At 65.7% G+C, this 25,818-nt stretch carries 22 protein-coding genes; 13 read left to right on the forward strand and 9 right to left on the reverse strand.

Going from position 1 to position 25,818, the window contains the following annotated elements; all coding sequences use genetic code 11:
* Window positions 1-4 precede the first annotated feature (4 nt).
* The 5 genes from NFX52_RS10460 to NFX52_RS10480 are packed head-to-tail and all read left to right on the forward strand — an operon-like array spanning window position 5 to window position 3,877.
* Entirely contained in the window at window positions 5-376 is a 372-nt protein-coding gene (locus NFX52_RS10460; RefSeq protein WP_055396414.1) for a dihydroneopterin aldolase, read from the forward strand.
* Between the two features lie 4 nt (window positions 377-380).
* On the forward strand, window positions 381-1,361 hold the full coding sequence (gene ttcA / locus NFX52_RS10465; protein ID WP_055396412.1) for a tRNA 2-thiocytidine(32) synthetase TtcA: 981 nt from the start codon (window positions 381-383) through the stop codon (window positions 1,359-1,361).
* 55 nt (window positions 1,362-1,416) lie between these two features.
* Window positions 1,417-2,034 carry a DUF4136 domain-containing protein gene (locus NFX52_RS10470; RefSeq protein WP_055396410.1) on the forward strand — a complete coding sequence of 206 codons (618 nt, stop codon included), beginning with the start codon at window positions 1,417-1,419 and terminating at the stop codon, window positions 2,032-2,034.
* A 51-nt stretch (window positions 2,035-2,085) separates the two neighbouring features.
* Window positions 2,086-2,727: a histidine phosphatase family protein gene (locus tag NFX52_RS10475; protein ID WP_055396408.1), complete on the forward strand. Its 642-nt coding sequence runs from the start codon at window positions 2,086-2,088 to the stop codon at window positions 2,725-2,727.
* Entirely contained in the window at window positions 2,711-3,877 is a 1,167-nt protein-coding gene (locus NFX52_RS10480; protein WP_207401915.1) for a DSD1 family PLP-dependent enzyme, read from the forward strand. Before NFX52_RS10475 ends, NFX52_RS10480 begins: the two co-directional genes overlap by 17 nt.
* Before the next feature lie 20 nt (window positions 3,878-3,897).
* Here the strand turns inward: NFX52_RS10480 and NFX52_RS10485 are convergent, their stop codons facing one another.
* Window positions 3,898-4,302 carry a hypothetical protein gene (locus NFX52_RS10485; protein ID WP_055396404.1) on the reverse strand — a complete coding sequence of 135 codons (405 nt, stop codon included), beginning with the start codon at window positions 4,300-4,302 and terminating at the stop codon, window positions 3,898-3,900.
* Between the two features lie 26 nt (window positions 4,303-4,328).
* On the reverse strand, window positions 4,329-5,714 hold the full coding sequence (locus NFX52_RS10490) for a phosphatase domain-containing putative toxin (RefSeq protein WP_055396402.1): 1,386 nt from the start codon (window positions 5,712-5,714) through the stop codon (window positions 4,329-4,331).
* A 337-nt stretch (window positions 5,715-6,051) separates the two neighbouring features.
* Here NFX52_RS10490 and NFX52_RS10495 point away from each other — a divergent pair, with 337 nt between their 5' ends.
* Window positions 6,052-7,896 carry a lysoplasmalogenase family protein gene (locus NFX52_RS10495; protein ID WP_055396400.1) on the forward strand — a complete coding sequence of 615 codons (1,845 nt, stop codon included), beginning with the start codon at window positions 6,052-6,054 and terminating at the stop codon, window positions 7,894-7,896.
* Window positions 7,897-8,002: 106 nt separating this feature from the next.
* Here the strand turns inward: NFX52_RS10495 and NFX52_RS10500 are convergent, their stop codons facing one another.
* The 6 genes from NFX52_RS10500 to ruvA all read right to left on the reverse strand — a co-directional run bounded on the left by NFX52_RS10500 (window position 8,003) and on the right by ruvA (window position 14,965).
* On the reverse strand, window positions 8,003-8,740 hold the full coding sequence (locus tag NFX52_RS10500; protein WP_055396398.1) for an ABC transporter ATP-binding protein: 738 nt from the start codon (window positions 8,738-8,740) through the stop codon (window positions 8,003-8,005).
* Window positions 8,740-9,978: an ABC transporter permease gene (locus NFX52_RS10505; RefSeq protein ID WP_055396396.1), complete on the reverse strand. Its 1,239-nt coding sequence runs from the start codon at window positions 9,976-9,978 to the stop codon at window positions 8,740-8,742. Before NFX52_RS10505 ends, NFX52_RS10500 begins: the two co-directional genes overlap by 1 nt.
* A gap of 6 nt (window positions 9,979-9,984) precedes the next feature.
* The gene (locus tag NFX52_RS10510; protein WP_238385536.1) at window positions 9,985-11,256 is read right to left on the reverse strand and encodes an efflux RND transporter periplasmic adaptor subunit; all 1,272 of its coding nucleotides are present in this window, start codon (window positions 11,254-11,256) and stop codon (window positions 9,985-9,987) included.
* A 59-nt stretch (window positions 11,257-11,315) separates the two neighbouring features.
* Entirely contained in the window at window positions 11,316-12,374 is a 1,059-nt protein-coding gene (gene ruvB, locus NFX52_RS10515; protein ID WP_055396394.1) for a Holliday junction branch migration DNA helicase RuvB, read from the reverse strand.
* Between the two features lie 9 nt (window positions 12,375-12,383).
* Window positions 12,384-14,318 (reverse strand): trypsin-like peptidase domain-containing protein, encoded by a 1,935-nt coding sequence (locus NFX52_RS10520; protein ID WP_238385535.1) that lies wholly within the window; start codon window positions 14,316-14,318, stop codon window positions 12,384-12,386.
* Between the two features lie 71 nt (window positions 14,319-14,389).
* Entirely contained in the window at window positions 14,390-14,965 is a 576-nt protein-coding gene (gene ruvA, locus NFX52_RS10525; RefSeq protein WP_055396390.1) for a Holliday junction branch migration protein RuvA, read from the reverse strand.
* 47 nt (window positions 14,966-15,012) lie between these two features.
* Between ruvA and NFX52_RS10530 the strand changes: the two genes are divergently transcribed.
* The 7 genes from NFX52_RS10530 to NFX52_RS10560 all read left to right on the forward strand — a co-directional run bounded on the left by NFX52_RS10530 (window position 15,013) and on the right by NFX52_RS10560 (window position 25,058).
* The gene (locus NFX52_RS10530; RefSeq protein WP_055396485.1) at window positions 15,013-15,969 is read left to right on the forward strand and encodes a PhoH family protein; all 957 of its coding nucleotides are present in this window, start codon (window positions 15,013-15,015) and stop codon (window positions 15,967-15,969) included.
* 63 nt (window positions 15,970-16,032) lie between these two features.
* Complete coding sequence (gene ybeY, locus NFX52_RS10535) at window positions 16,033-16,497, forward strand: rRNA maturation RNase YbeY (protein ID WP_055396388.1); 465 nt, start codon at window positions 16,033-16,035, stop codon at window positions 16,495-16,497.
* A gap of 149 nt (window positions 16,498-16,646) precedes the next feature.
* Complete coding sequence (locus tag NFX52_RS10540) at window positions 16,647-18,596, forward strand: FG-GAP repeat protein (protein WP_055396386.1); 1,950 nt, start codon at window positions 16,647-16,649, stop codon at window positions 18,594-18,596.
* 67 nt (window positions 18,597-18,663) lie between these two features.
* The gene (locus NFX52_RS10545) at window positions 18,664-20,496 is read left to right on the forward strand and encodes a hypothetical protein (RefSeq protein WP_055396384.1); all 1,833 of its coding nucleotides are present in this window, start codon (window positions 18,664-18,666) and stop codon (window positions 20,494-20,496) included.
* Window positions 20,497-20,520: 24 nt separating this feature from the next.
* Window positions 20,521-22,308 (forward strand): FG-GAP repeat protein, encoded by a 1,788-nt coding sequence (locus NFX52_RS10550; protein ID WP_055396382.1) that lies wholly within the window; start codon window positions 20,521-20,523, stop codon window positions 22,306-22,308.
* A gap of 94 nt (window positions 22,309-22,402) precedes the next feature.
* Window positions 22,403-23,143 carry a sulfite exporter TauE/SafE family protein gene (locus NFX52_RS10555; protein ID WP_207401910.1) on the forward strand — a complete coding sequence of 247 codons (741 nt, stop codon included), beginning with the start codon at window positions 22,403-22,405 and terminating at the stop codon, window positions 23,141-23,143.
* Between the two features lie 145 nt (window positions 23,144-23,288).
* A complete protein-coding gene (locus NFX52_RS10560; protein WP_055396378.1) occupies window positions 23,289-25,058 on the forward strand; it encodes an FG-GAP repeat protein in 1,770 nt (589 codons plus the stop codon).
* Window positions 25,059-25,069: 11 nt separating this feature from the next.
* Here NFX52_RS10560 and NFX52_RS10565 read toward each other — a convergent pair.
* On the reverse strand, window positions 25,070-25,818 hold a 749-nt coding region (locus tag NFX52_RS10565), incomplete at its 5' end, for an MFS transporter (protein ID WP_252635631.1).

Here is a 25,818-nt window from a genome sequence, read left to right on the forward strand (position 1 = left end):
ATTCATGACCACCGCTGCAGGCACCCAGATCCTCACGCTCACCGGTTTGCGCTTTGACGCCAACCTGGGCATCCTCGACCACGAAAAGACCGACCCCCAGCCCATCCAGGTCGATGCCGAACTGAGCCTGGGCGTGCAGCCGCTGGCCCCGCGCGACGACGACATCGGCCATGTGCTGGACTATCGCCGCGTGCGCCAGATCATCATCGACGAGTGCACCGCAGAGCATGTGAACCTGCTGGAGAGCCTGATCGGCAAGCTGGCCAACCGCCTGATGCAGCTGCCCGGCGTGCTGGGCGTGCGCGTGAAGATTGCCAAACTCGAAATTTTTGACGACTGCGAAGTGGCCATTCGCGTCGAGACAGGACAGTGGTGACCCTATGAGCGCAGTATTGAACGAAGCCTCCACATCCAGCACCGGCTCCGCCCAGTCCACTGGCTGGACGGAGGAAAGCACCGAAGCCACCAGCGGCGCCGCCCGCATGAAGATCGAGCGCGAAACCCACAAGCTGGAAAAGCGCCTGTGCCGCGAGGTGGGCAAGGCCATCGTCGACTTCAACATGATCGAAGAAGGCGACAAGGTGATGGTGTGCATGTCCGGCGGCAAGGACAGCTATGCGCTGCTGGACATCCTGCTCAAGCTCAAGGCCCGCGCGCCCATCCACTTTGACCTGGTGGCCGTCAACCTCGACCAGAAGCAGCCTGGATTCCCCGAGCACATCCTGCCCGAATACCTGGCCACCACCGGCGTGCCGTTCCACATCGAAAACGAAGACACCTACAGCATCGTCAAGAAGCTGATCCCCGAGGGCAAGACCACCTGCAGCCTGTGCAGCCGCCTGCGCCGGGGCATCCTCTACCGCGTGGCCGACGAGCTGGGCTGCACCAAGATCGCGCTGGGCCACCACCGCGATGACATTTTGCAGACGCTGCTGCTCAACATGTTCTTTGGCGGCAAGATGAAGAGCATGCCCCCCAAGCTGGTCAGCGACGACGGCAAGCATGTGGTGATCCGCCCGCTGGCCTACGTGGCCGAGAAAGACACCGCCCGCTGGGCTGCGCACCGCAACTTCCCCATCATCCCGTGCAACCTGTGCGGCAGCCAGGAGAACCTTCAGCGCAAGCAGGTGGGCGAGATGCTGCGCGAATGGGAAAAGCGCTTCCCCGGCCGGGTGGAGAACATGTTCAACGCGCTGCAGAACGTGGTGCCATCGCACCTGCTGGACGGCAGCCTGTACGACTTCAAGAACGCCAAGGCCACGGGCATCGCCAGCGAAGACGGCGACAAGGCGTTTGACAAAGAAGAGTTTGTGGCGCCCTCGCCCACGCTGCCCGGCGTGCAGGTGGTGCAACTGTCGTGAACCCTGGCAAGCTGGGGCACTCTCATGGAGACTTCTTTTTCTGGAGCGTCTGACCATGACAACGCAACGCCGATGGATTCCCCTTCTTGTACTGGGCTTGGCAACCGCCTTGCTCGCAGGCTGCAGCACCACCCGCGTGGTCGAGGGGCAAGTACAGAGCTTCTCAACCCTGGCGGCCGTGCCTGCACCTGCCACCTACCGCATCGAACGCCTGCCTTCGCAGCAAACCCCATCGTTTGACGCCATCGCCGCACTGGCAGAACAGTCCCTGGCACGCGTCGGCCTGCAACGCGACGATGCCGCGCCCCGCCTGCAGGTGCAACTGGGCGTGCAGGCTGACACGGTGCCGCGCAACGATCCTTTCAGCCCCTACGGGCCCTACGGTGCGTATGGCCCCGGCCCTTGGGGCGTGGGTGGCTGGTATGGCAGAGGCTGGGGCGTGCATGGCATGTGGCGCTTTGGCGAGCCCACGCCCCTGCACCGCCGCGCTGTCAGCATCGTGATGCGCGACGCCAACACCCAGGCGGTGGTGTACGAAACCTCGGCCGTGCACGAAGATGTGTGGGTGAGTGACCCGGCCGTCTATGGTGTGCTGTTTGACGCCGCACTCGATGGCTTTCCAAAGCCACCCCAGGGCCCTCGACAGGTGCGCCTGCCCCTGGCGCAAAAATGAAACATCCCCCTGAGCGGCTGCGAGCTACATCCAACGCCATCGAAAACTGACATGCACGCTACCCGCATCATTGCCATCCGCCACGGTGAAACCGCCTGGAACGTGGACACCCGCATCCAGGGCCACCTGGACATTCCGCTCAACAACACGGGGCTGTGGCAGGCCGATCAGGTCGCCCAGGCACTGGTGGGTGAACCGATTGCCGCCATCTACACCAGCGACCTGCAGCGCGCGCACGCCACGGCCCAGGCCGTGGCCCGCACCACGGGCGCGCCTTTGGTGACCGATACCGGCCTGCGCGAACGTAGTTTTGGCCACTTTCAGGGCCGCACGTTTGCCGAGATCGAGGCCGAGCTGCCCGAAGACGCGCTGCGCTGGCGCAAGCGCGATCCGCACTACACACCCGAAGGTGGCGAGTCGCTCGTCGCGCTGCGCGAGCGCATCGAACGCACCGTGACCGTCCTGGCGCAGCAGCATATGGGCGAGCAGGTGGTGATGGTGGCGCACGGCGGCGTGCTCGATGTGTTGTACCGCCTGGCGACGCGCCAGGACATCCAGGCGCCGCGCACCTGGCAACTCGCGAACGCCGCCATCAACCGCCTGCTGTGGACGCCTGACGGCCTTACCCTCGTCGGCTGGGCAGACACCCAACACCTTGACCAAATCGTCCTGCGCGATGAAACCCACGCCTGAATTGCAATCCACCGTCGGCCAACGCGTGGACCTGATCGACACCCCCGCTCTGGTGGTGGACCTGGACGCCATGGACCGCAATATCCAGCGCATGGCCGACTTTGCGCGCAAGCACCAGGTGCGCTGGCGCCCCCACGCCAAGCTGCACAAGAGTGCCGAAATCGCGCTGCTGCAACAACGCGCGGGCGCACAGGGTGTGTGCGTGCAGAAGGTGGCCGAGGCCGAGGCGCTGGCGGCCGGTGGGGTGGATGACATCACCATCACCAACCAGGTCATTGCCATGCCCAAGCTGCACCGCGTGGCGCGGCTGGCCGCCCAGCTGGCGGCACGCGGCGGGCGCCTGGGCGTGGCCGTGGACCACATCGACGGCATTGAGCGCCTGGCCGAAGCCATGGCGCAATCCGGCAGCGATGCGGGCATCGACGTGCTGGTGGAGATCGACGTAGGCCAGGGCCGCTGCGGCGTGCCACCGGGCGAAGCCGCTGTACCGCTGGCACTGGCCGTGTCGCGCAGCCCCCGCCTGCGTTTCGCGGGCCTGCAGGCCTACCATGGCCGCGCGCAGCACCTGGCCAGCAGCGTGGGCCGGCGCGAGACCATCGCCGCCGTGGTGCGCGCGGCGGATCACACGCGCCAGCTCATCGAAGCCGCCGGGCTGCACGTCCCGCTGGTCACCGGATCAGGCACCGGCACCCTGGTGCACGAGGCTGCCAGCGGCGTGTTTGGCGAGCTGCAGGCGGGCTCGTTCTTGTTCATGGATGCCGACTACGCCCGCAACGAGCGTGAACCGGCACAACCCGCGTTTGAACACGCGCTGTACGTCAAGACCCAGGTGGTTTCGGTGCGCGACACCCACGCCGTGTGCGACGCAGGCCACAAGAGCCACGCCATCGACTCTGGCCTCCCCACCGTAGCCCTGCTGCCCGCCGACCGCACCCTGCGCTACGCCAACGGTGGTGATGAACACGGCCTGCTGTATGCCGACGCGCCCGACGCCCGCCTGCCCAGCCTGGGCCACATGCTGTGGCTCATCCCGGGCCATTGCGACCCGACGGTGAACCTTCACGACTTTTTGATCGGCGTGCGCGGCGGTTTGGCGACGGGTACGGTGGAGCGCATCATCCGGGTGGATGCACGCGGAGCCCTGAGCTAAAGCACGCGCGCTGGACGGGCTTAAAACGCCGCCTCTAGCGTCGGCATCGTCAGGCGCGCCTTGGTCAAGGCCATGCCCAGGTTGGCAGTCTTGCGGCAGACGAAGACGGCCACGTATTCGGGGTTGGTCTTGCCACGCAGGAAGACGTGAATCAGGTTCTCGCTGTTGACGATGATTTCCTGAAAATAGTGGAAGCCGTCGTCCTCCAGCCCACGCGCTTTTTTGAACATGCGCTCGATCATGCTCACATTGGGGCCATTGAACATGTCGGCCGTGGCAGCGGCGAGCAGGTCGATGACCTGCTGTGGGTGAGAGTCCACCGTTTTCAGGGACAACAGCATGCCCGATGCCACGTCCACGTAACCGGCCGCCACGCACTCCGGAACAGAGGCGGCTGCATTGCTCAGTGCTACTTCAAAACTCATCGCAGTTTTCCTTCTTTTGTTGTCGTTTACACAATTTTTTGGAGGATGACGTCCTCATAGCGCTGCAGAAACTCCTCCTGCTCGGCGCTTTGTACGTAGTGCGCGTCCAGCAGGCGCACGCGGCGCAGGGCCTCTTGGGCGGTCAGCCCTTCGCGAATCCACCAGGCAGTCAACACCGTGCCAGTGCGCCCGCGCCCGGCCAGGCAATGGACGGCCAGCACCTCACCCTGCGCCATGAGCGTCTCCATGCGCTTGAGCAGCATCTGGATTTGCCCGAGGCTGGGAGCCTCGTGGTCACGGATGGGCAGGTGCAGGTTGGCCAGGCCATGGCGCTTGAGCGCATCCTGCGGCAGATCGCGTTCGGTGAGGGTGATCAGGCGGCTGATGCCCATGCGCTTGAGCGCTGCCAGGTCATGGTCCATGTCGTTCACCACCCCGGGCAGCGGGGTACCCGCAAGCCGACCAGGCTCCAACCACGCAAAGCCATGGGGCGCTCCAGCGGTGGAAGCCGCAGCCGCGCTGCGGGCAGGAGCCGCGTTACCGTTCGTGGGCTGCTGCGCACCAGTGGATGGAACAGGCAGCGTGGCGAGCACGCGGGCGGGCAGATGGCCCAGGTCCGGGGGCGGCATCACGCCCTCTGCCAACATGGCCGGGTCGGCGTCGGGCGCTGGCACGGCGCAGCTGCCGGTACGCACAAATTGCTGGCCCGCTGCGGACACGGGCGAAGAGAGAAATTCCTCCATGCCACGCGCCTCTTGCACCCGCCCGCCTGCCAGCAGCGCCATGCGGTCGGCCAGGCTGGCGGCATGGCGCTGGTTGTGCAGTACCACCAGCAGCGTGCTGGTGCGGGCCACTTCACGCAGCAGTTCTAGCAGCACATAGGCGTCATAGTCCGAGAGATCGGCCGTGGGCTCATCCACCATCAGGAGCGCTGGCTCGGCCACGGCTTCGCGCAAGATGGCCACGGCCCTTTGCAGCACGGGTGGCAGCTCCAGCGTGGGCTGGTCGAACAAGGCTGCCAGCTCAGGCACGCCCATGCGCTGGACCAGCTCAGTGCACCAGACCCGCACCTCGGCGGGCGAGCGGCCCAGGCGTTCACGCACCGGGTCGGCCAAGGCATGGAACACGGTCGCCGCCATGAGCTTGGCGTTTTGCTGCACCAGGCGCGGACGATTGCCCTCACCCAACGGCCTTCCTTCGTACTCAACGCTGCCCCATTCGGTGAAGCGTGGATGGTCGGCGTACCGCCCGGCCAGGGCGTGCAGCAAGGTGGACTTGCCAGCGCCAGACGGGCCCAGCAGTGCAGTGATGCTGCCGCGTGGCAGCATCAGGTCAATATCTACCAGGACCACCTTGGCGCCAAAAGCTGCGCCAAAGCCCGCTGCCTTCAGGCAATGCGCGCTGCTGTTCATGTGTCTTGTTGGGGGGTTGCGCCTGTCTGCGGCGAAAGTCTGCGGACAGAAGGGCGGGTCAGCTTGCACTGACGAAAGAACGAAAGGGCCACCCGAGAGGGACCAGCGGAGACTTCTATTTTACGGAATGGTAAGGATCAAACTTGCTCGCCTTTTGCGCTCGCGGGAGGATCATGGCACGCGCAGCTTTCACCCAGCTTAACGGCCATGCCACCTTGCAACTGGCGCATGGGCGCACAGACACCAACCCGGCCACGCCTGCAAGGCGTGGAAACTCCGATCTTTCGACCCGTTCTTTCCCTAATCCCTCCCCGACCCGGCATACCGACAATGCGGAATGAGCCCCAGCCAGATCATTGTCCTTGCGACCCCCGTCTTCTTTTTGCTGATCGCCATCGAACTGGCGGTGGGCTACAGAAGGCAGCGCAACACCTACCGCCTGGCCGATGCCGTCAGCAGCATCAGTCTGGGCATGCTGAGCCAGACCAGCGCAGTGTTCACCCGGCTGCTGCGCATCGGCATCTACACGGCCCTGTTCGAGCACGTGGCGCTGTGGCGCAACGATGCATTCTGGACCAGCCTGCCCGGCTGGCTGCTGGCACTGGTGTTCTACGACCTGTGCTACTACTGGCTGCACCGCATGGGGCATGAATCGGCCGTGTTGTGGGCCGCGCACGCGGTGCACCACCAGAGCCAGGATTACAACCTCTCCACCGCGCTGCGCCAGACCAGCTCGGGCGCGCTGCTGGGCTGGATCTTTTATGTGCCCATGGCACTGGCGGGCGTGCCGCCGCTGGTGTTTGGAGTGGTGGCGCTCATCGATCTGCTTTACCAGTTCTGGGTGCACACCGAGCAGGTGGGCAAGCTCGGCTGGTTTGACCGCTGGTTTTGCAGCCCCAGCAACCACCGGGTGCACCACGCGGTGAACGACGCTTATCTGGACAAGAACTATGGCGGCATCCTGATCCTGTGGGACCGGGTCTTTGGCACCTTCAAGGACGAAGACGACCAGGAGAAGTGTGTGTACGGCACGCGCGGCCTGCTGAACAGCTGGGACCCGCTCTGGGCCAACGCGCAGGTGTACGCAGGGCTGGCACATGACAGCTGGCATGCGCGCAGCTGGCTCGACAAGCTCAAGGTCTGGGTCAAGCCTCCGGGCTGGCGGCCTGCCGATGTGGCAGAGCGCTTTCCCAAGCCCGCCTTCAGCATGGCACAGATGCAGCTGTACCACCCGCCGATGTCGCGCGCCGCGCAGTGGTTTGCGCTGGTGCAGTTCGCGCTGCTGCTGGCGGGCGTGGCGGCTTTTCTCTGGCAGGCAGATGCGGCGCCGCTGGCGCGCAACGCCATCTGGTTTGCGGTGCTGCTGACGGTGCAATGGTCGCTGGGCGCAGTGATGCAGGGACGTATCACCGCGCTGATGGCGCTGATGCTGCAAAGCGGCGCGCTGGCCACCGCCACCAGCGCGATGGGGTTCATGGAATGGCATTGGCTGTTCAAGCCGCTGACGATGGTTTTTGCTCTTTTTTTGGTAGCTGCCAGTGCTTATTCGCCAAGCGCTAGAGGCCAATTTAACCCAAAGACCCTGCTTCTCCTCGCGGCCGCGCTGGCCGGATCGCTGGCCGGGGATGTGTTCCTCATGTTCCAGGGCTTCTTCATCCCGGGCCTGGTGAGTTTTCTGGTGGCGCATCTGTTCTATGTGGCGCTGTTCAAAAGCGGGCAAGCGTGGTTTCCGCACCGGGGTGCGCTGGCCGCCACACTGGGCATTGGCGTGGCCATGTACGCCTTTCTGTGGGCGGGTGGCCTGCCACCTGCACTGCGCGCGCCGGTGGCGGCCTATGTGCTGGTGATCGCGCTGATGGCGGCCCAGGCCATCGGCCGGGCGACGGTGTTGCGCGATGCGCCGTCGCTGCTCGTAGCGGTCGGCGCCGGGTTTTTCATGCTCAGCGACTCGCTGCTGGCCACCAACCGGTTTGTGATGCCGCTGCCGATGGCGCAGGTCTGGGTGCTGGCCACGTACTATGCGGCGCAGGCGCTGATCGTCAGTGGATGGCTGGCCAGCAAGGCCTCGGTGCCTGCCACCGCAGTGCAGCGAACGGGCGTGACCGGAGAAGAGGGCCGCACGCATATGGCTAGGGACAGGGCTCCGAACATCGCCCCAGGGACGGCTTCACGCTCCTCCTGAGCACCTGTGGGTTCTGTGCGATGGTTTTTTAGCCAAAATTGCCGCCAGCGCTTCAGCATCAAGCTCAAATAGCTATTTATTTGATAGCAAATCACCTGCCTGCAGCTCACCCACTGGGCGCAGGCTCCACGCCCACAGTGATGGCCTCGTCGCGGGCAATCCGGCCGTCGATCAGCTCCACCAGCCGGTCGCAGCGCGCGGCCAGCCGGGGGTCGTGCGTGACCACGACAAAACTCGTGCCCCGCTCGGCATGGATACGGCGCAGCAGGGCAAACACTTCGGCAGAGGACGCGGTGTCCAGGTTGCCCGTGGGCTCATCGGCCAGCACCAGCGGCGGGTTCATGACCAGCGCGCGCGCAATGGCCACGCGCTGCTGCATGCCGCCTGACAGCTCTGCGGGGCGCTTGTCCATGGCCTGGGCCAGGCCCACGGCGTCGAGCAGGCTGCGCGCGTGATCGCGGTGGGCGGGGCTGACGCGGCCTTCAGCCATGAGGGCCGGCAGCGTCACGTTCTCCAGCGCGGAGAAAGCAGGCAGCAGGTGGTGGAATTGAAAGACAAAGCCCAGGGTGCTGCGCCGGCGCAGGGTCAGGGCCGCATCGTCCAGGCCCTGCACCGCCTCGCCGTCCAGCAGATAGCTGCCCGTCGTCATGCGTTCGAGCAAGCCCAGGATGTTGAGCAGCGTGCTCTTGCCCGAGCCCGAAGGCCCCATCAGCGCGATGAACTCGCCCCGGCGCACCTGCAGGTCGATGCCGTGCAGTACCTCGGCCTCGCTGGGGCGGCCCAGGTTGTAGCTCTTGCGCACGGCATCGAGCGTGATCAGTTCGGGGGCGGCGGGTTGGTTCATCACATCCTGATGGCTTGCGCTGGGTCCAGCGCCGCTGCCCGCCGCGCAGGCGCCACCGCCGCCAGCACACCACACACCGAAGCAATGAGTGCAATCTGCAATGCCATGCCCAGCGGCAGCGCGATCGAAAACAACGGCAAGCCATCCGAGCCCCGCACAAAATGCGTGAACACCCAGATCAGCCCCACCGCCAGCAGCAGGCCCAGCACCGAGCCCAGCGCACCCACCACGGCGCCCTGCACCAGAAACACGCGCAGCACCTGGCCCCGCGTGGCGCCCATGGCGCGCAGGATGCCGATCTCGCGGCCCTTTTGCACCACCGACACCACCAGCACGCTGGCAATGCCCAGCACCACCACCGCCAACACCACGCCCCGGATGATGGAGGTGCTGATGGACTGCGCATTGAGCGCTGACACCAGCTGGGCATTACTCTCTTGCCAGCTCTCGATCTTGTAGGGGAACTGCGTTTGCAACGCACGCGCCAGGGTCTGTGCCACCCACACGTCCTTCAAGGTCAGGTCGAGCTGGCTGGCGCCCCCCGGCAGCGCCAGCAGGCTTTGCGCCGCGCGCAGCGGCACGATCACGGTGCGCCGGTTCAGGTCTTTCACCCCCAGGTCCACCAGCGCGGTGACGCGCACCGAATCACTCACCGTGCCGCCCGCGCCGCTGGTCTGCACGGTGAGGCGGTCTCCCACGCGCACGCCCAGGTCGGAGGCCAGCTCGCGGCCCACAATGGCCTCGCCCGGTGACAACCGCGCCGTGCCACTGACCACCTTGGAGCGCAGCCCCACCACGCGGTCATAGCGATCCAGGTCCACGCCCATCAGGGCAATGGCCTGCGATGCCTCGCCGCGCAGCGCCAGGCCCGAACCGGACACCATGGGCGACACCCCGGCGACTTCGGGCAGGCGCTCCAACAGCGGCACCAGCGCCTGCCAGTTGGCCACGGACCGCAGGCGCTGGGCACGCGGTTGGGTTTCGGTCAGCGCAGCGGTCCCAGGCAAGGCAGGGGCTGCCGGTATGACCAGGTCGTCCGGCGCCCGCAGGGTGATGTGCGCCTGGGCGCCCAGTGTTTTGGCCAGGGTGTTCGACTGCAGACCACTGATCAGCGCCGAGATGTAGGCAATGACTGCCACACCTGCCGCCACGCCCACGATGATGAGCACGGTCTGCATGCGCCCCTCGCGCAGAAACCGCAGCGCCACGCGCAACTCGAAGCCGGGCCAGACCCACATGGCGACTCAGCGGCCCATGGCGTTGGTGAGGGCAGCACCGGCGTCAGCACCTTGCGCTTGACCTTGGGCTGCACCGGCTGCGGCGGAGCCCGCACTCCACTCCACCGTGCGGGCACGTACGCGGTCGCCCGCCTGCACGGCGCCGCCCCGCAGCACGGTGTCGCCTTCGGCCAGGCCGTCCAGCACCTCGACCGCGTCCAGTGTGCGCAGCCCCAGCCGCACGGGGCGGGCCTGGGCGCGCCCCTCCTGCAACACCAGCACCGTCGCCTGGTCGCCCTCCACCGGGCCGCGCAGGGCAGCCTGGGGCAGTACCAGGGTCCGCTCGCGCCGCGCAGTCTCTACCTCGACCGATAAGGTCATGTCCTCGCGCAGAAAGGCGGGGGCCTGCTGCTCCAGCGCAAACTTCACCTCGATGGCACCGCGCTGGGCATCCACCGAGGGTGCGATGGTGAGCACACGTGCTGCAAAACGCTGGCCCGCAAAGGCATCGGCCACCACCGAGGCCTTTTGACCCGGCAGCAACTGGTCCAGAAAACGTTCGTCCACCTGGGCCACCAGCTGGGTGGGCCCGGCCAGCGCAAGGCTGAGCAAGGCCTTGCCAGGCTGCACGATCTGCCCGGGCTCGACGTCGCGCACCAGCACGCGGGCATCGGCCGGGGCTACCAGCGTGGTCTGCGCCAGGCGGGCCTGGGCCGCCACGGTGGCCGCTTGGGCCAGCGCCAGCTGCGCCTGCGCCTGGACCACGTCAGTGCCCGCATCGGCGTTGGCCTGGACCTGTGCCTGCGCGCTCAATTGCTGCGCCTGGGCCACATCGACGGCGCGCTGCGCCTCATCGAGCTGCGCGGCGCTATAGAACCCCTGGGCCACCAGCTGCTGCACCCGCGCCAGACTGGCGCTGGCCGCTTGCAGGGTGGCATTGGCCTGCGCGCGCGCTGCCTGTGCAGCGCTGCGGCCGCTACTGCGCAGGCCCACCAAGCGGGACTGCGCCTGGCGCTCGGCCGCCACGGCCTGCGCCAGCGCCGCCGCGAGCTCGTCGGACTCCAGCTGCACCAGCACGTCGCCCTGGCGCACCTGCGCGCCTTCTGCCACCCGCACCTCGGCCACGCGGCCGGTGATGGTGCTGCCCACATCCACCCGCGAAAACGTGGCCACGCGCGCCGAAAACTGCAGCGTGCGCACCAGCGGCGCCGACTGCACCAACAGGGCATCGACCTGCGGACCACGCAGCGCCATCACCCCGGTGAAGGCAGCCACCACCAGCACGATAGCGCCCAACACAACAGCAAACCAGCGCCTATTCACAGATCTGCCCTGGTTGCCATGCGCTGTGCCTTCCGTCATTCAGAAAACAGCCCGCCAGCCGCCTTGGGCGGCGCCACCCCCAGATGTCGGAACGCCGCCAGCGTGGCAATGCGCCCACGCGGCGTACGCTGCAAAAAGCCTTGCTGGATGAGGTAGGGCTCGATCACGTCTTCGATGGTGCCCGCCTCTTCCCCGATGCTGGCGGCAATGTTGTCCAGCCCCACAGGGCCGCCATCAAAGCGGTGGATGACCGCCTCCAGCAGCTTGCGGTCCATCACGTCAAAACCCTGTGGGTCCACATCCAGCATGGCCAGCGCCTTGTCGGCAATGGGTTTGGTGATGCGCCCGTCGCCCTTGACCTCGGCGTAGTCGCGCACGCGGCGCAGCAGCCGGTTGGCAATGCGCGGCGTACCGCGCGAGCGGCGGGCGATCTCGAAGCCGCCTTCTTCATCCATGGGCGCATTGAGCAGCCCCGCGCTGCGCTTGACAATGCGCGCCAGCTCTTCGGCTGTGTAGAACTCCAGCCGCGCCACGATGCCAAAGCGGTCGCGCAGCGGGTTGGTCAACATGCCCGCACGTGTGGTGGCGCCCACCAGCGTGAAGGGCTGCAGGTCGAGCTTGATGCTGCGCGCCGCAGGACCCTCGCCGATCATGATGTCGATCTGGTAGTCCTCCAGCGCGGGGTAGAGAATTTCCTCCACCACAGGCGACAGGCGGTGGATCTCGTCAATGAAAAGAACGTCGTTCTTTTCGAGGTTGGTCAGCAGCGCCGCCAGGTCCTTGGGTTTTTCGAGCACAGGGCCACTGGTCTGGCGCAGGTTGACCCCCAGCTCAGCCGCAATGATGTGGCTGAGCGTGGTCTTGCCCAGACCGGGCGGGCCAAACAGCAGCACATGGTCCAACGCCTCGCCCCGCTTCCTCGCCGCGCCGATGAAGATCTCCAGCTGCTCGCGCGCCTTCGCCTGGCCCACGTACTCCTGCAGGAGCTTGGGGCGCAGCGCGCGCTCAATCGCCTCCTCCTGGGGCGATGCGGGCACGGCCGAAATGACGCGTTTTGCGGGGGCGGGGGCGAAGTCGTCGGTCTGGATGGTCATGCAGCGCGGTTACTTGTCCGCCCAGACATAAAAGCCAATGCCTTCTTCAAGGTACTGCTGGCTCAGGTTGGCGTTGATGTAGTTGCGCTCCGCTGCACTGGTTGTGTAGAAGTAGGTGTTCGTGCTGCGGTTGAAGTAGCGGTAGACAGGCATAGCACCATTGCCCGGTGCAGCCTGCCCCCACCATGCGGTGCCTTCCAGCGCCACAGTGGGGAAAGCACGGATCAGACCATCACGCTCTGCCGGGTTGGCCGTGTAGAGATGCATCTTCCGCGCCAGATCGACCAGGCGGTACACGGGGAACAGATTGGAGTCTTGGTTGGAGCCTTCAACGGGGTAAGCGTAGAAGATCGGACCTTCGTAGATGAAGTTCGATCCAAACTGTTTGATCAGGAGATCCCGCTCGCCAACATTGCTGGTGTAGAAATGCTCCAGGCCAGCGCTGTTGTAGAAGCGATAGACAGGCACCCGCCCCGTGGGGCCAGTGGGTGGCGTGGCAGACGACAGCCAGTTCTTGAGCGCTGCGTTGAACGCCACGTCAAAACGGCCATAGTAATCGGGGACCGTGGTGGCCGTGCAGCTGGAACCGCCGCCGTAGAGCGTGCCGATCACATGTGTGCCACCCTTGAACAAGGCCGAGCCACTGCTGCCACCTTCGGTGGTGCCCTGGGTCCAGTTCACCTGGTAGTAGTTGCCCGTTGTGCCGCTGCACTGGAACTGGGTTTCACTGGTGGGAGTGCAGGAAATCAGGCTGTTCAACGTACCCAGGCTGACCTTGAGCAGGTCGCCCCGGGGATGGTGCAGGCCCACCACAGGTGTGCTCAAAGCCTGGGTGCCCGCATCCCAACCGGCAAAGACGGCCCCTGCAGGAGGTGTGTCGTTCAGCTGCAGCAGGGCCATGTCCATGGCACCCGAGGCGTAGAGCAGCGATGCGCCGTTGACGCGCTGGACGGTAGCACTCGACAGGGTGCGGCTGTTGCACGTTGGCGAACGGAAGAACCAGTCGGTCTGCAGCGAGGCAGCTTCGGACTGCTTGGAGATGCAGTGGTTGGCCGTCAAGAAATACGGCGTGCCAGAAGACCGGCTGTCATTGAGCAATGTGCCCGTGCACAGATAGGTGTTGGCACCGGACGTGAACAACATGCGCGCCACGGCATTGCGCTCGGTCGCATAGGTATCGTAGCAAGTGGCATCCAGGTGGCACGAAGCCGATTCATTGATCTTGGTGGAGAGTTCTGCCTCCGTAGGGATCGACAGGTTCTCGAAGATGTGCGACACGCGCGGCACCGAGATGTCCACCGTGCTGGCATCCGCACCTACGGGCAGCTCCAGCTCCAGCGTGGCCTCGTCCGATCCGGTATCGGGCGTCCACCAGGTCTGACCGTCCAGGGTGGTGTCGCCCGCCTGCGCATTGCGCTCAATGCGCTGCAGCACTTCCTGGCCGGAAATCTGGAACACCTTGGAGGCGTTGGCCTGGCTGTACACACGCAGCACTGTGCCTTGTGGCAGCGCCTTGACCACTACGCCCAGGCGCAATCCGTACGCACCTTCGGCCGAAAAACTGATAGCAGCCACCTTACCGCCAGTGGCGGTGGGCTTCCACTGCAACTGCTGCTGTGTCTGGGCTGCGGCGCGGGTGGCAACCACATCGCGCGCTGTACCCACCTGGCGTGGGCCGATACCGCCACCCAGCGAAGCCGTCTTGGAGGCATCCAAGGCTCCCAGGCTCACCCGGGAAGGCGTGGGCGCTGTGACAAGCGCGCTGCGGGATTTGATGTTCGAGACACCCTGATCCACGCTGGCGGGCTGCACCCAGCCATCCACCATCAGCACAGAGGCCGCCTTTTGCGCGCTGGCCTCGGTACCGCTTCCGCCGCATCCGGCCAACAAGGCAAGCGCCGCACCCCAGGCAACGCCCATCCGCCACATCATTCCATTTTTCATTTCTTTCCCTCGCTCCGGTCAAAACCGCCATTGAACACGAAAACAACTGCCGCAACAAACCCGCAAGTGCACTACCTGGCCAACGCCTTCAGTGCCAGTTTGATGCCATCGCTCACACCCACCTCTGGTGGCAGGGCCTTGAGGGCCGCCGCAGCCTCTTTGTCGTTGTAGCCCAAAGCCAACAGTGCCTGCAGAATGTCGGCCTGTGCGTCACTGGCAGCGGGCCCGTGGGCAGCGCCCATGTCGGCCCCCAGCTTGCCCTTGAGCTCCAGCAGCAGCCGCTCGGCCGTCTTCTTGCCAATGCCCGGCACCTTGACCAGGCGGCCTGCCTCCTGCAGCGTGATGGCCTGGGCCAGATCCGCCACGCCCATGCCGCTCAGGATGGACAGCGCAGTGCGCGGCCCCACGCCCGATATCTTGATCAGCTCGCGGAACGCCTGGCGCTCGGGCGCCGTGGCAAAGCCATACAGCAGCTGCGCGTCTTCGCGCACAATGAACTGGGTCAGCAGGCTCACCCGCTCGCCCACGGCGGGCAGGTTGTAGAACGTGCTCATGGGCACATTCACCTCATAGCCCACGCCATGGCAGTCCAACAGCACCTCGGGGGGATTCTTCTCCAGCAGGGTGCCGGTCAATTTGCCTATCATTGATGTCCTTTGCCGCGCACTGCGGCGATCCAACGGGAATTATCCGCGTGATCCTGCGCCACACCTTCACCCCCCACAACAACACCCGGCTCACGCACCTGTGTGGCCCGGCCGACGCGCACCTGCGCACCATCGAAGTGGCCCTCTCGGTGAGCATTGCGCACCGGCACGAGCAGTTCAAGGTGGACGGCCCCAAAGCGAAGGCCACGCAGGCGATGGAGCTTTTGCAGGCGCTGTACGAGATGGCCGAACGCCCGATCACCGAGGACCACCTGCAGCTCATGCTGGCCGGAGACAGCGCCCTGGTGGAGGCGCCCGAGGGCGCCATCGTGCTCAACACCCGCCGGGCCGACCTGCGCGGCCGCACGCCCACACAGAACCTGTACCTCGAAAACATCGCCAGCCACGACATCACCTTTGGCATCGGCCCTGCAGGCACCGGCAAAACCTATCTCGCCGTGGCCTGCGCCGTGGATGCGCTGGAGCGCAGCGCCGTGCAGCGCATCGTGCTGACCCGCCCAGCGGTCGAGGCGGGCGAGCGCCTGGGTTTTCTGCCCGGCGATCTGGCGCAAAAGGTGGACCCCTACCTGCGCCCGCTGTACGACGCGCTGTACGAACTGATGGGCTACGACAAGGTGATGAAAGCCTTCGAGCGCAATGCGCTGGAAATCGCGCCGCTGGCCTTCATGCGCGGGCGCACGCTGAACAACGCCTTCGTGATCCTGGACGAAGCGCAGAACACCACGCCCGAACAGATGAAGATGTTCCTCACCCGCATCGGCTTTGGCGCCAAGGCCGTGGTCACGGGCGACGTGAGCCAGATCGACCTGCCCAAGGGGGCCATGAGCGGCCTGATTGATGCAGAGCGGGTGCTCAAGCGGGTGAAGGGCATCTCCGTCACCCGCTTCACCACGGCCGACGTGGTGCGCCACCCGCTGGTCGCGCGCATCGTCGATGCCTACGACGCACCGCGCCGCGCCCCGGCTTCTCGCAGCCGGGACTAGCACTATCATTTTGATAGCTTTCAGCGCTTATCCATCAAGCGCTGACGGCCAAAAATAGCAAAAATGTCTTTAAACCAACTCTCTCTGTCGCTGCAGTTCGGCAAGTTTGAAGGCGCGACCGCGCACCGCGCCGTGCTGCCACGCCACAAGGTCACCCGCTGGATTCGCCACGCGCTGGCCACCGATGCCGAGATCACCGTACGCATCGTAGGGGCCGAAGAAGGCCAGCAGCTCAACCGCGAGTACCGCAAGAAGGACTACGCCACCAACGTGCTCACCTTCGACTACACCCAGGAGCCCTTGGTAACGGCCGACCTGGTGCTGTGCGCCCCGGTGATCGAGCGCGAAGCGAAGGAGCAAAACAAGAGCCTGGAAGAGCACTACGCCCACATGCTGGTGCACGGGGCGCTGCATGCGCAGGGTTGGGACCACGAGACCAGCGAGGAGGACGCGCAGGAGATGGAGACCTACGAGACGGACATCCTGCGCGAGCTGGGGTTTGAAGACCCTTACGCCACGGGTCCATAGCTCCTCTGTTTCGGGGGGCACTCAGCCCCAGTCTTTGGAACCCAGACCAACGCGCCCCCGGAAACAAAAGGTATCATTTTCTTCTGTTCCCTCTTCTGTTCCTTTACCAGATGGTATAAAAGTTTCCAACTTTCAGGGAGTTGGAAAGAATGCACTTGCCAAATGTGAAGGCACTGCGCAGGCTGCTGCGCACCTTTCAGTTCAGTACAACGTACGTTGTTGCTGCTTTGGCGATCAGCGCCTGCGGTGGAGGCAGTGGCGATGCGTCCCTGGACAAAGCAACCGCCCCCTCAGGCTTCTCGGTCAGCTACGACACCAAGGGCTACCTTTTCCACTGGGACGCCACGGCTGGCGCCACACACTACGAATTGTTTGAAGACCCTGATGGTCTCAGCCCCTTGCCCGAAGCCCAGGTGGGTGGAGCCATCGCCCCCACCAGTTACGCGCACAGCCTGGCCGCACAACTGTTGCATGAGCGTGTGAACGCCAACTACCGATTGCGCGCCTGCAATGCCAGCGGATGCGGCGCCTTCACCAGCGCCGTGGTGCCCGACCTGGCCAAGGCCATCGGCTACTTCAAGGCCAGCAACAGTGACCAGGGCAAGGGCTTGTACGGCGCTAGCGTTACGCTGTCAGCCGATGGCAGCACCCTCGCGGTCGGGGCGCCTGATGAAGGCAGCAAATCTACCGGCATCAATGGCGACCAGGCCGACGACTCTCTCCGATCCGCCGGGGCCGTGTATGTCTTCACGCGGTCCTCCGGTGGATGGAGCCAGCAGGCCTATATCAAGGCCAGCAACAACCGGGAAGTCCTCCTGTTTGGCAGCATTCCACTTGCCACCGCCCGGTTTGGCACCAGCGTTTCGCTCTCGTCGGATGGCAACACGCTGGCCGTGGGTGCACCCGACGAGTCCAGCAATGCCAGAGGCGTTGATGGCAACCAAACGGATGCCCAGACCCCCGGCGCAGGTTCCGCCTACGTTTTCACGCGAAGCAGCGGCGCCTGGAGCCAGCATGCCTACGTGAAGGCCAGCAATACGCAGGCCAAGGCCGATATCGTGATTGGCCTCGGGGTCTTCGGCGTGCGCTACCCCGCCCAGTTCGGCAGCAGCGTGGCGCTGTCCGCCGATGGCCGCGTGCTGGCGGTGAGTGCGCCAGGTGACACCAGCAATGCCAAAGGGATCAATGGCAACCAGCAAGACACGTCCGCGCCATTTGCTGGCGCCGTGTATGTGTTCGCCCGCACCCCCGCCAGCTGGACCCAGCAGGCCTACATCAAGGCCAGCAACACCGCCGAACAGACCCAGTTCGGCAGCGCCCTTGCGCTGTCGGAAGACGGGCGTACGCTGGCTGTAGGGTCCAAACATGAGCACGGCGCTTCTAGCGGCATCAACGGCGCCCAGACTGGCTCCGGTGCCCTATTTTCAGGCGCCGCCTACGTGTATGTTCACAACGGCGACGGTCAATGGAGCCAGCAAGCCTACGTGAAATCCAGCAATGCGGACGCGTTCGACTCCTTCGGCTACAGCGTTGCCCTGTCGGCCGACGGAAACACCCTGGCCGTGGGTGCACCCAAGGAATCCAGCGACACGGACGGGATCAACAAGGCACCCGGTCCGCGCTCTCTGATAGGTGCTGGCGCCGCCTACGTGTTCACACGCAGCAACTCCAATTGGAGTCAGCAGGCCTTCATTAAGCCCAGCAAAGCCGGGGTCAATGCCGCGTTCGGATCGAGCCTGGCGCTTTCGGCCGACGGCAACACGCTGGCCGTGGCTTCGACGTCTGAAGCCGGCAGCGGCAAAGGCTTCAACGCCAATCAGGCTGAGCTGTCGGCCGGGGCCGCAGGCGCTGCATACATATTTCAGCGCAGCGGCAGCGCCTGGACGCAGAAGGCGTATGTGAAGGCCAGCAACACCGACCCCTTGGACCACTTCGGTGCCAGCATTGCACTGTCTGCAGATGGGACCACCATGGCCGCGGGTGCAACGGGCGAAGGCAGTCTGGCTACGGGCATCCAGGGCAACCAGGCCGACAACAGCGGGGCTCCCGTCATATCCGCCGGGGGCATGGCGGGCGTTGGCGCGGTGTACCTGTACTGACCAGGGAGAGACCCACACGCACCATTCCGCCGGACAGCAACACACCATCACCCCCAGGAAACCCACCATGCTATTGATCCCCCGGCGCCTGAGCGCCTTGTTGCTCGCTGCGCCCCTGGCGCTGGTTTTGACGGCCTGCGGTGGCTCCGGCAGCGCCGAGCCCTCTGATCCTGCGCCCTCAGGCCCTGTGTCCCCCACGGGCTTCACCGTGGGCTATGACGTCAAGGCCTACAACTTCAGCTGGAACCCCAGCACCAACGCCACACGGTATGAACTGTTCGAGGACCCCGATGGCGCAACGGGCTCCCAGCCAGAGATGCAGATCGGGGGCGCGCTTACAAACACCGCTTACGCACACAGCCTGACATCCCAGTTGCTGCACGAGCGGGTGAATGCCAGCTACCGCGTGCGCGCCTGCGATGCCAGCGGCTGCGGTGCCTTTACCGCCGCGCTGGTACCCGACCTCACGAAATCCATTGGCCAGATCGAGCCCAACCACACGGGCCTATCGGCCCGATGGGGCAGCAGCGTGGCCCTCTCTGCCGACGGCAGCACCCTGGCGGTGGGAGCATCGGATGACCGCAGCAGTGCCACCGGTATCAATGGGGACGCGGCGAATACCGCCGCGCCCGGCTCCGGTGCTGTGGTGGTATTTGTGCGCAGCGGTGGCAGCTGGATCCAGCAGGCGTACATCAAGGCCAGCAATACCGCCACCTATACGCTGTTTGGTTTCAGCGTGGCTCTGTCGGCCGACGGCAATACGCTGGCCGTGGGCTCCATCTGGGAAAGGGGTGGTGCCACGGGTATCAATGGCGACCAGAGGGACACCTCCAAGCCGGGCAGCCCTGGAGCAGCGTACGTCTTCACCCGCAGCACCAACCAATGGACTCAGCAGGCCTATGTAAAACCGAGCAACACCGGCGTGGCCCAATCGTTCGGATGGAGTGTTGCGCTTGCGGCCGATGGGAACACGCTGGCCGTAAGCGCGGTGGGTGAATCCAGCAACGCCACGGGTGTCCATGGCGATCAGACCAATTCCATGATGCCAACCGCCGGGGCCGTTTACGTGTTCAGCCGTTTTGAGAACACCTGGAGCCAGCAGGCGTATGTAAAGGCAAGCAACACCGAGCAGACGCCCGAATACGTGACGATCCCGGGGTTCACCAATGTCATCGCCAACGCACAGCAATTTGGCACCAGCCTGGCCCTGTCGGCCGACGGAAACATGCTGGCAGTGGGTGCACCGGGCGAGCGCAGTGCGGCAACGGGCGTCAACGGCAACCAGGCAGACCGCTCCGCAAACAGGGCGGGGGCCGTGTACCTGTTCACGCGAAGCAGCAGCGTCTGGAGCCAGCAGGCCTACATCAAGGCCAGCAATACCGACGCCAGCGACTTTTTCGGTTATCGCCTCGCCCTTTCGGGGAACGGTGCAACGCTGGCTGTGAGCGCGCTGGGCGAAGCCAGCAAGGCCGCAGGCATCCAGGGGGTACAGAGTGACAACTCTGCACAAGGTGCCGGGGCCGCCTACGTCTACACGCGCGGCAGCAGCGGCTGGAGCCAGCAGGCCTATATCAAGGCCAGCAATACCGACACCGGGGACGTGTTCGGCAATGCCCTGGCGCTATCGTTTGACGGCAACACACTGGCCGTGGGCGCCCCCCAAGAGGCAAGCAGCGCCACGGGCATCAACGGCGACCAGACCGACAACACCGTCTGGCAGGCCGGAGCCGCCTATGTCTACCGCCGCGATGGCAGCACCTGGGGCCAGCGCGCCTATGTGAAACCCGTGAGCACCAAGAGGTCGCTCGCCTTCGGCCGTACCCTGGCCCTGTCGGCCGATGGAAACACGCTGGCTGTAGGGGCCGACAACCAGTACGACGGCGCACTGTACCTGTACTGACCGCGCCCAGAGAAAGAAACACCAATGCCTTTGATCTTCCGCCCCCTGGGCACCTTGTTGCTCTCCGCGACGCTGGGGCTTGCTTTGACCGCATGCGGCGGCTCCGAGGCCTCCGGCCCCGAAGTCCCTGCCGGATTCACCGTGGGCTACGGCGTCAAGACCTACAGCTTCGGCTGGAACGCCAGCGCTAACGCCACGCGGTACGAACTGTTCGAGGACCCCGACGGTGCTGTAGGCCCTCAGCCCGAGGTGCAGATTGGTGGCACGATCGGCAGCACCTCCTATGCCCACAGCGTTGCATCCCAACTGCTGCATGAACGGGTAAATGCCAGCTACCGCGTGCGCGCGTGCGACGCGAGCGGCTGTGGCGCATGGACTGCCGCCTTGGTGCCCGACCTGGCCAAGGCCATTGGCTATTTCAAGGCCAGCAACAGTGGCGAAACGGAGGGATACGGGGCCAGCGTTGCACTCTCGGCCGACGGCAGCACCCTCGCAGTGGGCGCGCCCGGAGAGGCCAGCAAGGCGATCGGCGTGGAGGGCGCCCAAGCCGACAACTCCGTCCCCGGTGCGGGCGCTGTCTATGTGTTCACCCGCTCGGCCAGCGGCTGGCGCCAGCAGGCCTACCTCAAGGCCAGCAACACGCGAACCATTCCCATCCCCGCGCCGTACCCCGCGTCGATGGGCCGAGCGCTGTTTGGCACCAGTGTCTCGCTGTCTGCCGACGGCAACACCCTTGCCGTGGGCGCCCCTGGCGAAGCCAGCAACGCCCGCGGCATCAACGGCGATCAGAACAACACGCAGGCGCCCGGTGCCGGGGCGGTGTACGTGTTCCAGCGCACCGGCGACACCACCTGGGCGCAGCAGGCGTACGTAAAGGCCGACAACACCGTCGCCGCCACCACATACCGGCTGGATGTACAGGGCTACTACTACCTGAACTCCGCCCACTTTGGCAGCGGCGTGTCCCTCTCGGCTGACGGCAGGCAACTGGCTGTGATTGCCCCCAGGGCTTCCGAAGAAGCTCTATCCGCTGGGTCCCCTACAGTGTTTGCGCGGGCCGCGTATGTGTTTTCGCTACAGGACGCCGCCTGGCGGCAGCAGGCCTACGTCAGCACGCCCCACGCTTCCGGCTTCGGTAGCGCCTGGAACGTGGACTCCAGCATTGCAATGGCTGCGGACGGCCGCACGGTAGCACTGCGCAGCTGGCCGGACGAAGATCTTCTGGTGCTTGCCAACGACGGGGGCACCTGGAAGCAGCAGGCGCGCCTTCCCTTGCCGGGCGTGCGGATGCGCGGCTTCGTCGTGCCGAGCACGGCCCTGGCGGCCGACGGCAACACGCTGGCGGTAAGCACCGCAGATTCCGCCCTGGTGTTTGTGCGCAACCAAGGCGCCTGGACCGAGCAGGCCGCGCTGCGGCCGAGCGCCCGCCGGGACGAGTACCTCACCCTGGCGCTGTCGAACGACGGCAACACCCTGGCCGTGAGCACCTGGGCCGATGCCAGCGGTGCCACCGGTATCCAGGGTGACCGGGCGGACACCTCCGTGCCCGACGCCGGCGCCGTGCACCTGTACCAGCGCAGCAGCGCCGCCTGGACACAACGCGCCTACCTCAAGGCCAGCAACACCAACCAGGGCGACCGCTTCGGGCGCAGCGTGGCGTTGTCGGGAGACGGCCGCACTCTGGCCGTGGGCGCCACCGGCGAAGACAGCAAAGCCACCAGCATCCAGGGCGACCAGTCCGACAACAGCAGTGCCGACATCACTCCAGGTATGGAGCCCTACTCCAGCTACGGAGCGGTCTACCTGTACTGACCACTAACTGGCGCCGTGCTGCGCAAAACACCTGCAACCGAAGGCCGCCCAATGGGCCGCTAGGCAGCCGCTAGGATCGGACACGGGAGTGACCATGTTCGAGACCACCTTACTGCTGACCGCCGCCTTCCTGGCGGGCGCCCTCAATGCCGTCGCCGGGGGCGGCAGCTTTCTGACCCTGCCCGCCCTCGTCTTCACCGGCGTGCCGCCTGTGGTGGCCAATGCCACGGGCACGGCAGCCCTGCTGCCCGGCTACATGGCCGGCGCATGGGGTTTCCGCGAAGACACGGCCCCGCCGCCGGGGCTGTCGATGCACCTGTTGGTGGTGCTCTCGCTCATCGGGGGCGCGGCCGGGGCCGCGCTGCTGCTGGTCACGCCCGACGCCACCTTCCGCCGCGTGGTGCCGTGGCTGCTGCTCGCGGCCACGGCGCTGTTTGCCTTCGGGCCGCAGTTGCGCAAGGCACTGGCGGGCGGCCACCCATCGACCGCCAAGGCCACCGTGGGCGTGCTGGCGGTGGCCGCGTACGGCGGCTACTTCAACGGGGGGCTGGGTATCTTGCTGCTGGCGTTGTTTGGCCTGCTGGGACAGACGAACCTCAACGCCATGAATGGCCTGAAAAACTGGGTGTCGGCCCTGCTCACCGCCATTGCCGTGGCCATCTACGCCGCTGGCGGCGTGGTGCTGTGGCCGCAGGCGCTGATGATGATGGTGGCCGCCACCGCAGGGGGCTACGGCGGGGCACGGGTGGCCCGCAAGCTGCCCCCGGCGGTGTTACGCTCGGGAGTCGTGGCCACCGGCCTGGCGATGTCGCTGGTTTTTTTTGCGCGGCAGTAAAAGTCAGACGTCCGCGGGGCAACGTGGGTGCTGCTGCCTCTTCCGAGGCGCGTGCGCGGGACCGTCAACATGGGCTTGCGCAGCACCGTCCCTTCAACGATGCATCCATCCGCCCAGGCAGTTATCCGCCCACTGAGGGGATCTCATGTCTAACATCACACCTTTGCTCAGTTCCGTCACCGCCAACGCGGCCCTGCACAGCCTCGGTGGCCTTGCCACGCCACGCTGGCGCGCGGCAGGCATAAGCACCAGCCTGATGTTGTCGCTGCTTCTTTCCGCCTGTGGCGGCGGCAATGGAGACAACGTCAGCGAACCACCGCCGCTGGCCCCTACACCTACCTCCGTGCCGGTTCCCGGGACGCCCAACGGAGCATTCGACACCATCGGCACAGCGGAATTCAGCCTGCGCTACGGGGTGGAGCGCTACGACTTCGTCTGGAGCCCCTCGGCCCCAGCCACGCACTACGAGCTCTGGGAGGACCCGGACGGCCCGGGTCCGCTGCCCGAGGCGCAGGCCGGCGCCGCGATCACCGGCACACGGCACACCTTTGAAATCAAGCAGCTGCACCAGCGGGTGAACGCTACCTACCGGCTGCGCGTGTGCGATGGCACCATCTGCACTTACCGGGCCACCACGCTCGCACCGGACGCGCTGCGCGCGCACTTCCTCTTTGACCGCCAGGGCAGCAGCGTGCTGGCGCCGTTCGATCCCACCGCTGGCACCCCGGCGCTCGTCTCAGCGGACCTCAAGACGCTGGTGATCGGAGCGCCCGACCCGGTGAGCACTACCACCTTGCCCCGAGCAACGCCCGCCGTTGACGACAGCGCCGTCCACGTCTTCGTGCGCAGCGCCGTGGGCGAGGCCTGGCAGCCGCAGGCCCGACTGCAGGCGAGCAATGTGCGTGCGCCAGCCTGCAACAACGCAGCCCAGGATTACTGCCACTCGTCCTCCTTCGGCGCCCAGCTGGCGCTGTCCGCCGATGGGAACACGCTGGCGGTCAGCGCTACCGGAGAGACCAGCAACGCCCGGGGCGTCAACGGCGATCAGGCCAACACCGACAGCCTGGCCGCGGGCGCGGTGTATATCTTCGCCCGCACCGGCGGAAACTGGAGCCAGCAGGCCTATGTCAAGGCCAGCAACACGCCGACACGCAACAACACCTGGTGCAACCTTGTTTATTGGGCCACGCTGCCCTGCGACGGGCAGTACTTCGGCGCCAACGTGGCCCTGTCCGCCGACGGAAATCTGCTGGCCGTGGGCGCCACCGGCGACGACAGCAAGTCGACTGGCGTCAACGGCCATGCGAACGACACCTCGGCGGTCTTTGCGGGCGCCGTTCACACCTATGCCCGCACCGGCTCCACCTGGGCGCCGCAGGCTTACCTCAAGGCCAGCAACACGGATGCTGGCGACGGGTTCGGTACGTCGGTGTCCCTTTCGGCCGATGGCTCGACCCTGGCCGTCGGCGCCATCTTCGAGAGCAGCAGCGCCACCGGCGTCGGTGGCAATCAATCAGACAACGCGCAATCGCCCTTTGGAGCCGTCTATGTCTTCAGCCAGGACCGCGGCAGCTGGAGCCAGCAGGCTTATGTGAAGGCCACCGTGAACACGGTCGTCGGCGGCACCGAGCCAATGAGCTACTTCGGCGGACGCACAGCCCTGTCCGCCCATGGCGAAACCCTGGCGGTGGGCTCTGTGCGGGGCATGGCTTTCGTTTATGCACGAACCCAGAACACATGGCAAGCCCAGGCCCACATGTTCCCAGCCGGGCCCAACGTCATTCGATTCGGAGAGGCGGTGGGTGTGTCGGCGGACGGAAACAGCGTGGTCACTGCGGCGCAGGATGTGGGGAGCGAAGCCTCCGCATTTACGCTTTACTTCTTCAGCCGCACCGCCGGCACCTGGAGCCAGTAGGCACCACGGAGTCAGGCGGCACCACGCCCCAGCAACGGCGACCGCGGCAAGAAGCGAAACGCGGTCGAGGCCGCTGCCAGCATGCACGCGATACTGACCATGACCGCCTGGTAGGGCTCGTGGCCATGGCGCTGCGCCCACGCGGCCAACAGCCCCGTGAGCGATTGCATCAGCGCCACGCCCAGGAACATGGACATGGTGTACAGCGACAGCGCGCGGCCCGTCATTTCAGCGGGGTAGGACGAACGCACGTCCGCGTACTGCAGCACGCCGTAGCCCGACAGCAGGCCCATGAGGAAGATCAGCGCCACGTTGGCAGTGGCGTGATGCCAGAAGGCCAGCAGCAGGAACAGGCTGCCCATGAGCAGGGAAAAGTGGGTGATCCAGCGCCGCCGCCGTGTGGGCCCGGGGTCCATGCGGCCAAACGCGGCGGGCACGAACAGCGCGAGCATCGACAGCACCAGGGCCACGTTGCCGCTGTCGATGAGCGAAAACCCATACCGCCCCATCAGCAGGGGCCCCAGCCACAAGCCGCGCAGGGTCAGGAAGGCGGCGTAGCAGGTCATGCCCAGGATCGGGATGCCCCAGGTGTGCGGCACCTTGAGCAAGCTGCCAAACCGCCCCGCCGCCTGCACCCACGACTCGCGCGGACCCTGGGCGGCTTGCGCCAGTGCGGGCTCGTGCACACGCAGAAAGATCAGCAGCCACGACAGAAGCGAAAACACCGCCAGCACCGCGAACCCCGCGCGCCAGCCCCCGT

Origin of the sequence: Acidovorax facilis (assembly GCF_023913775.1) — a bacterium.
GTDB classification, from domain to species: Bacteria; Pseudomonadota; Gammaproteobacteria; order Burkholderiales; family Burkholderiaceae_C; genus Acidovorax; species Acidovorax facilis.

Excerpts from the sequence above, each read along its gene's own strand:
- NFX52_RS10555 (WP_207401910.1), top strand. The coding sequence starts at position 22,403 with ATGTTCGAGACCACCTTACTGCTGACCGCCGCCTTCCTGGCGGGCGCC.
- NFX52_RS10480 (WP_207401915.1), top strand. The coding sequence starts at position 2,711 with ATGAAACCCACGCCTGAATTGCAATCCACCGTCGGCCAACGCGTGGAC.
- NFX52_RS10550 (WP_055396382.1), top strand. The coding sequence starts at position 20,521 with ATGCCTTTGATCTTCCGCCCCCTGGGCACCTTGTTGCTCTCCGCGACG.
- ttcA (WP_055396412.1), top strand. The coding sequence starts at position 381 with ATGAGCGCAGTATTGAACGAAGCCTCCACATCCAGCACCGGCTCCGCC.
- NFX52_RS10490 (WP_055396402.1), bottom strand. The coding sequence starts at position 5,714 with ATGAACAGCAGCGCGCATTGCCTGAAGGCAGCGGGCTTTGGCGCAGCT.
- NFX52_RS10470 (WP_055396410.1), top strand. The coding sequence starts at position 1,417 with ATGACAACGCAACGCCGATGGATTCCCCTTCTTGTACTGGGCTTGGCA.
- NFX52_RS10475 (WP_055396408.1), top strand. The coding sequence starts at position 2,086 with ATGCACGCTACCCGCATCATTGCCATCCGCCACGGTGAAACCGCCTGG.
- NFX52_RS10500 (WP_055396398.1), bottom strand. The coding sequence starts at position 8,740 with ATGAACCAACCCGCCGCCCCCGAACTGATCACGCTCGATGCCGTGCGC.
- ruvA (WP_055396390.1), bottom strand. The coding sequence starts at position 14,965 with ATGATAGGCAAATTGACCGGCACCCTGCTGGAGAAGAATCCCCCCGAG.
- NFX52_RS10460 (WP_055396414.1), top strand. The coding sequence starts at position 5 with ATGACCACCGCTGCAGGCACCCAGATCCTCACGCTCACCGGTTTGCGC.
- NFX52_RS10540 (WP_055396386.1), top strand. The coding sequence starts at position 16,647 with ATGCACTTGCCAAATGTGAAGGCACTGCGCAGGCTGCTGCGCACCTTT.
- ruvB (WP_055396394.1), bottom strand. The coding sequence starts at position 12,374 with ATGACCATCCAGACCGACGACTTCGCCCCCGCCCCCGCAAAACGCGTC.
- NFX52_RS10545 (WP_055396384.1), top strand. The coding sequence starts at position 18,664 with ATGCTATTGATCCCCCGGCGCCTGAGCGCCTTGTTGCTCGCTGCGCCC.
- NFX52_RS10485 (WP_055396404.1), bottom strand. The coding sequence starts at position 4,302 with ATGAGTTTTGAAGTAGCACTGAGCAATGCAGCCGCCTCTGTTCCGGAG.
- ybeY (WP_055396388.1), top strand. The coding sequence starts at position 16,033 with ATGTCTTTAAACCAACTCTCTCTGTCGCTGCAGTTCGGCAAGTTTGAA.
- NFX52_RS10520 (WP_238385535.1), bottom strand. The coding sequence starts at position 14,318 with ATGAAAAATGGAATGATGTGGCGGATGGGCGTTGCCTGGGGTGCGGCG.
- NFX52_RS10505 (WP_055396396.1), bottom strand. The coding sequence starts at position 9,978 with ATGTGGGTCTGGCCCGGCTTCGAGTTGCGCGTGGCGCTGCGGTTTCTG.
- NFX52_RS10495 (WP_055396400.1), top strand. The coding sequence starts at position 6,052 with ATGAGCCCCAGCCAGATCATTGTCCTTGCGACCCCCGTCTTCTTTTTG.
- NFX52_RS10560 (WP_055396378.1), top strand. The coding sequence starts at position 23,289 with ATGTCTAACATCACACCTTTGCTCAGTTCCGTCACCGCCAACGCGGCC.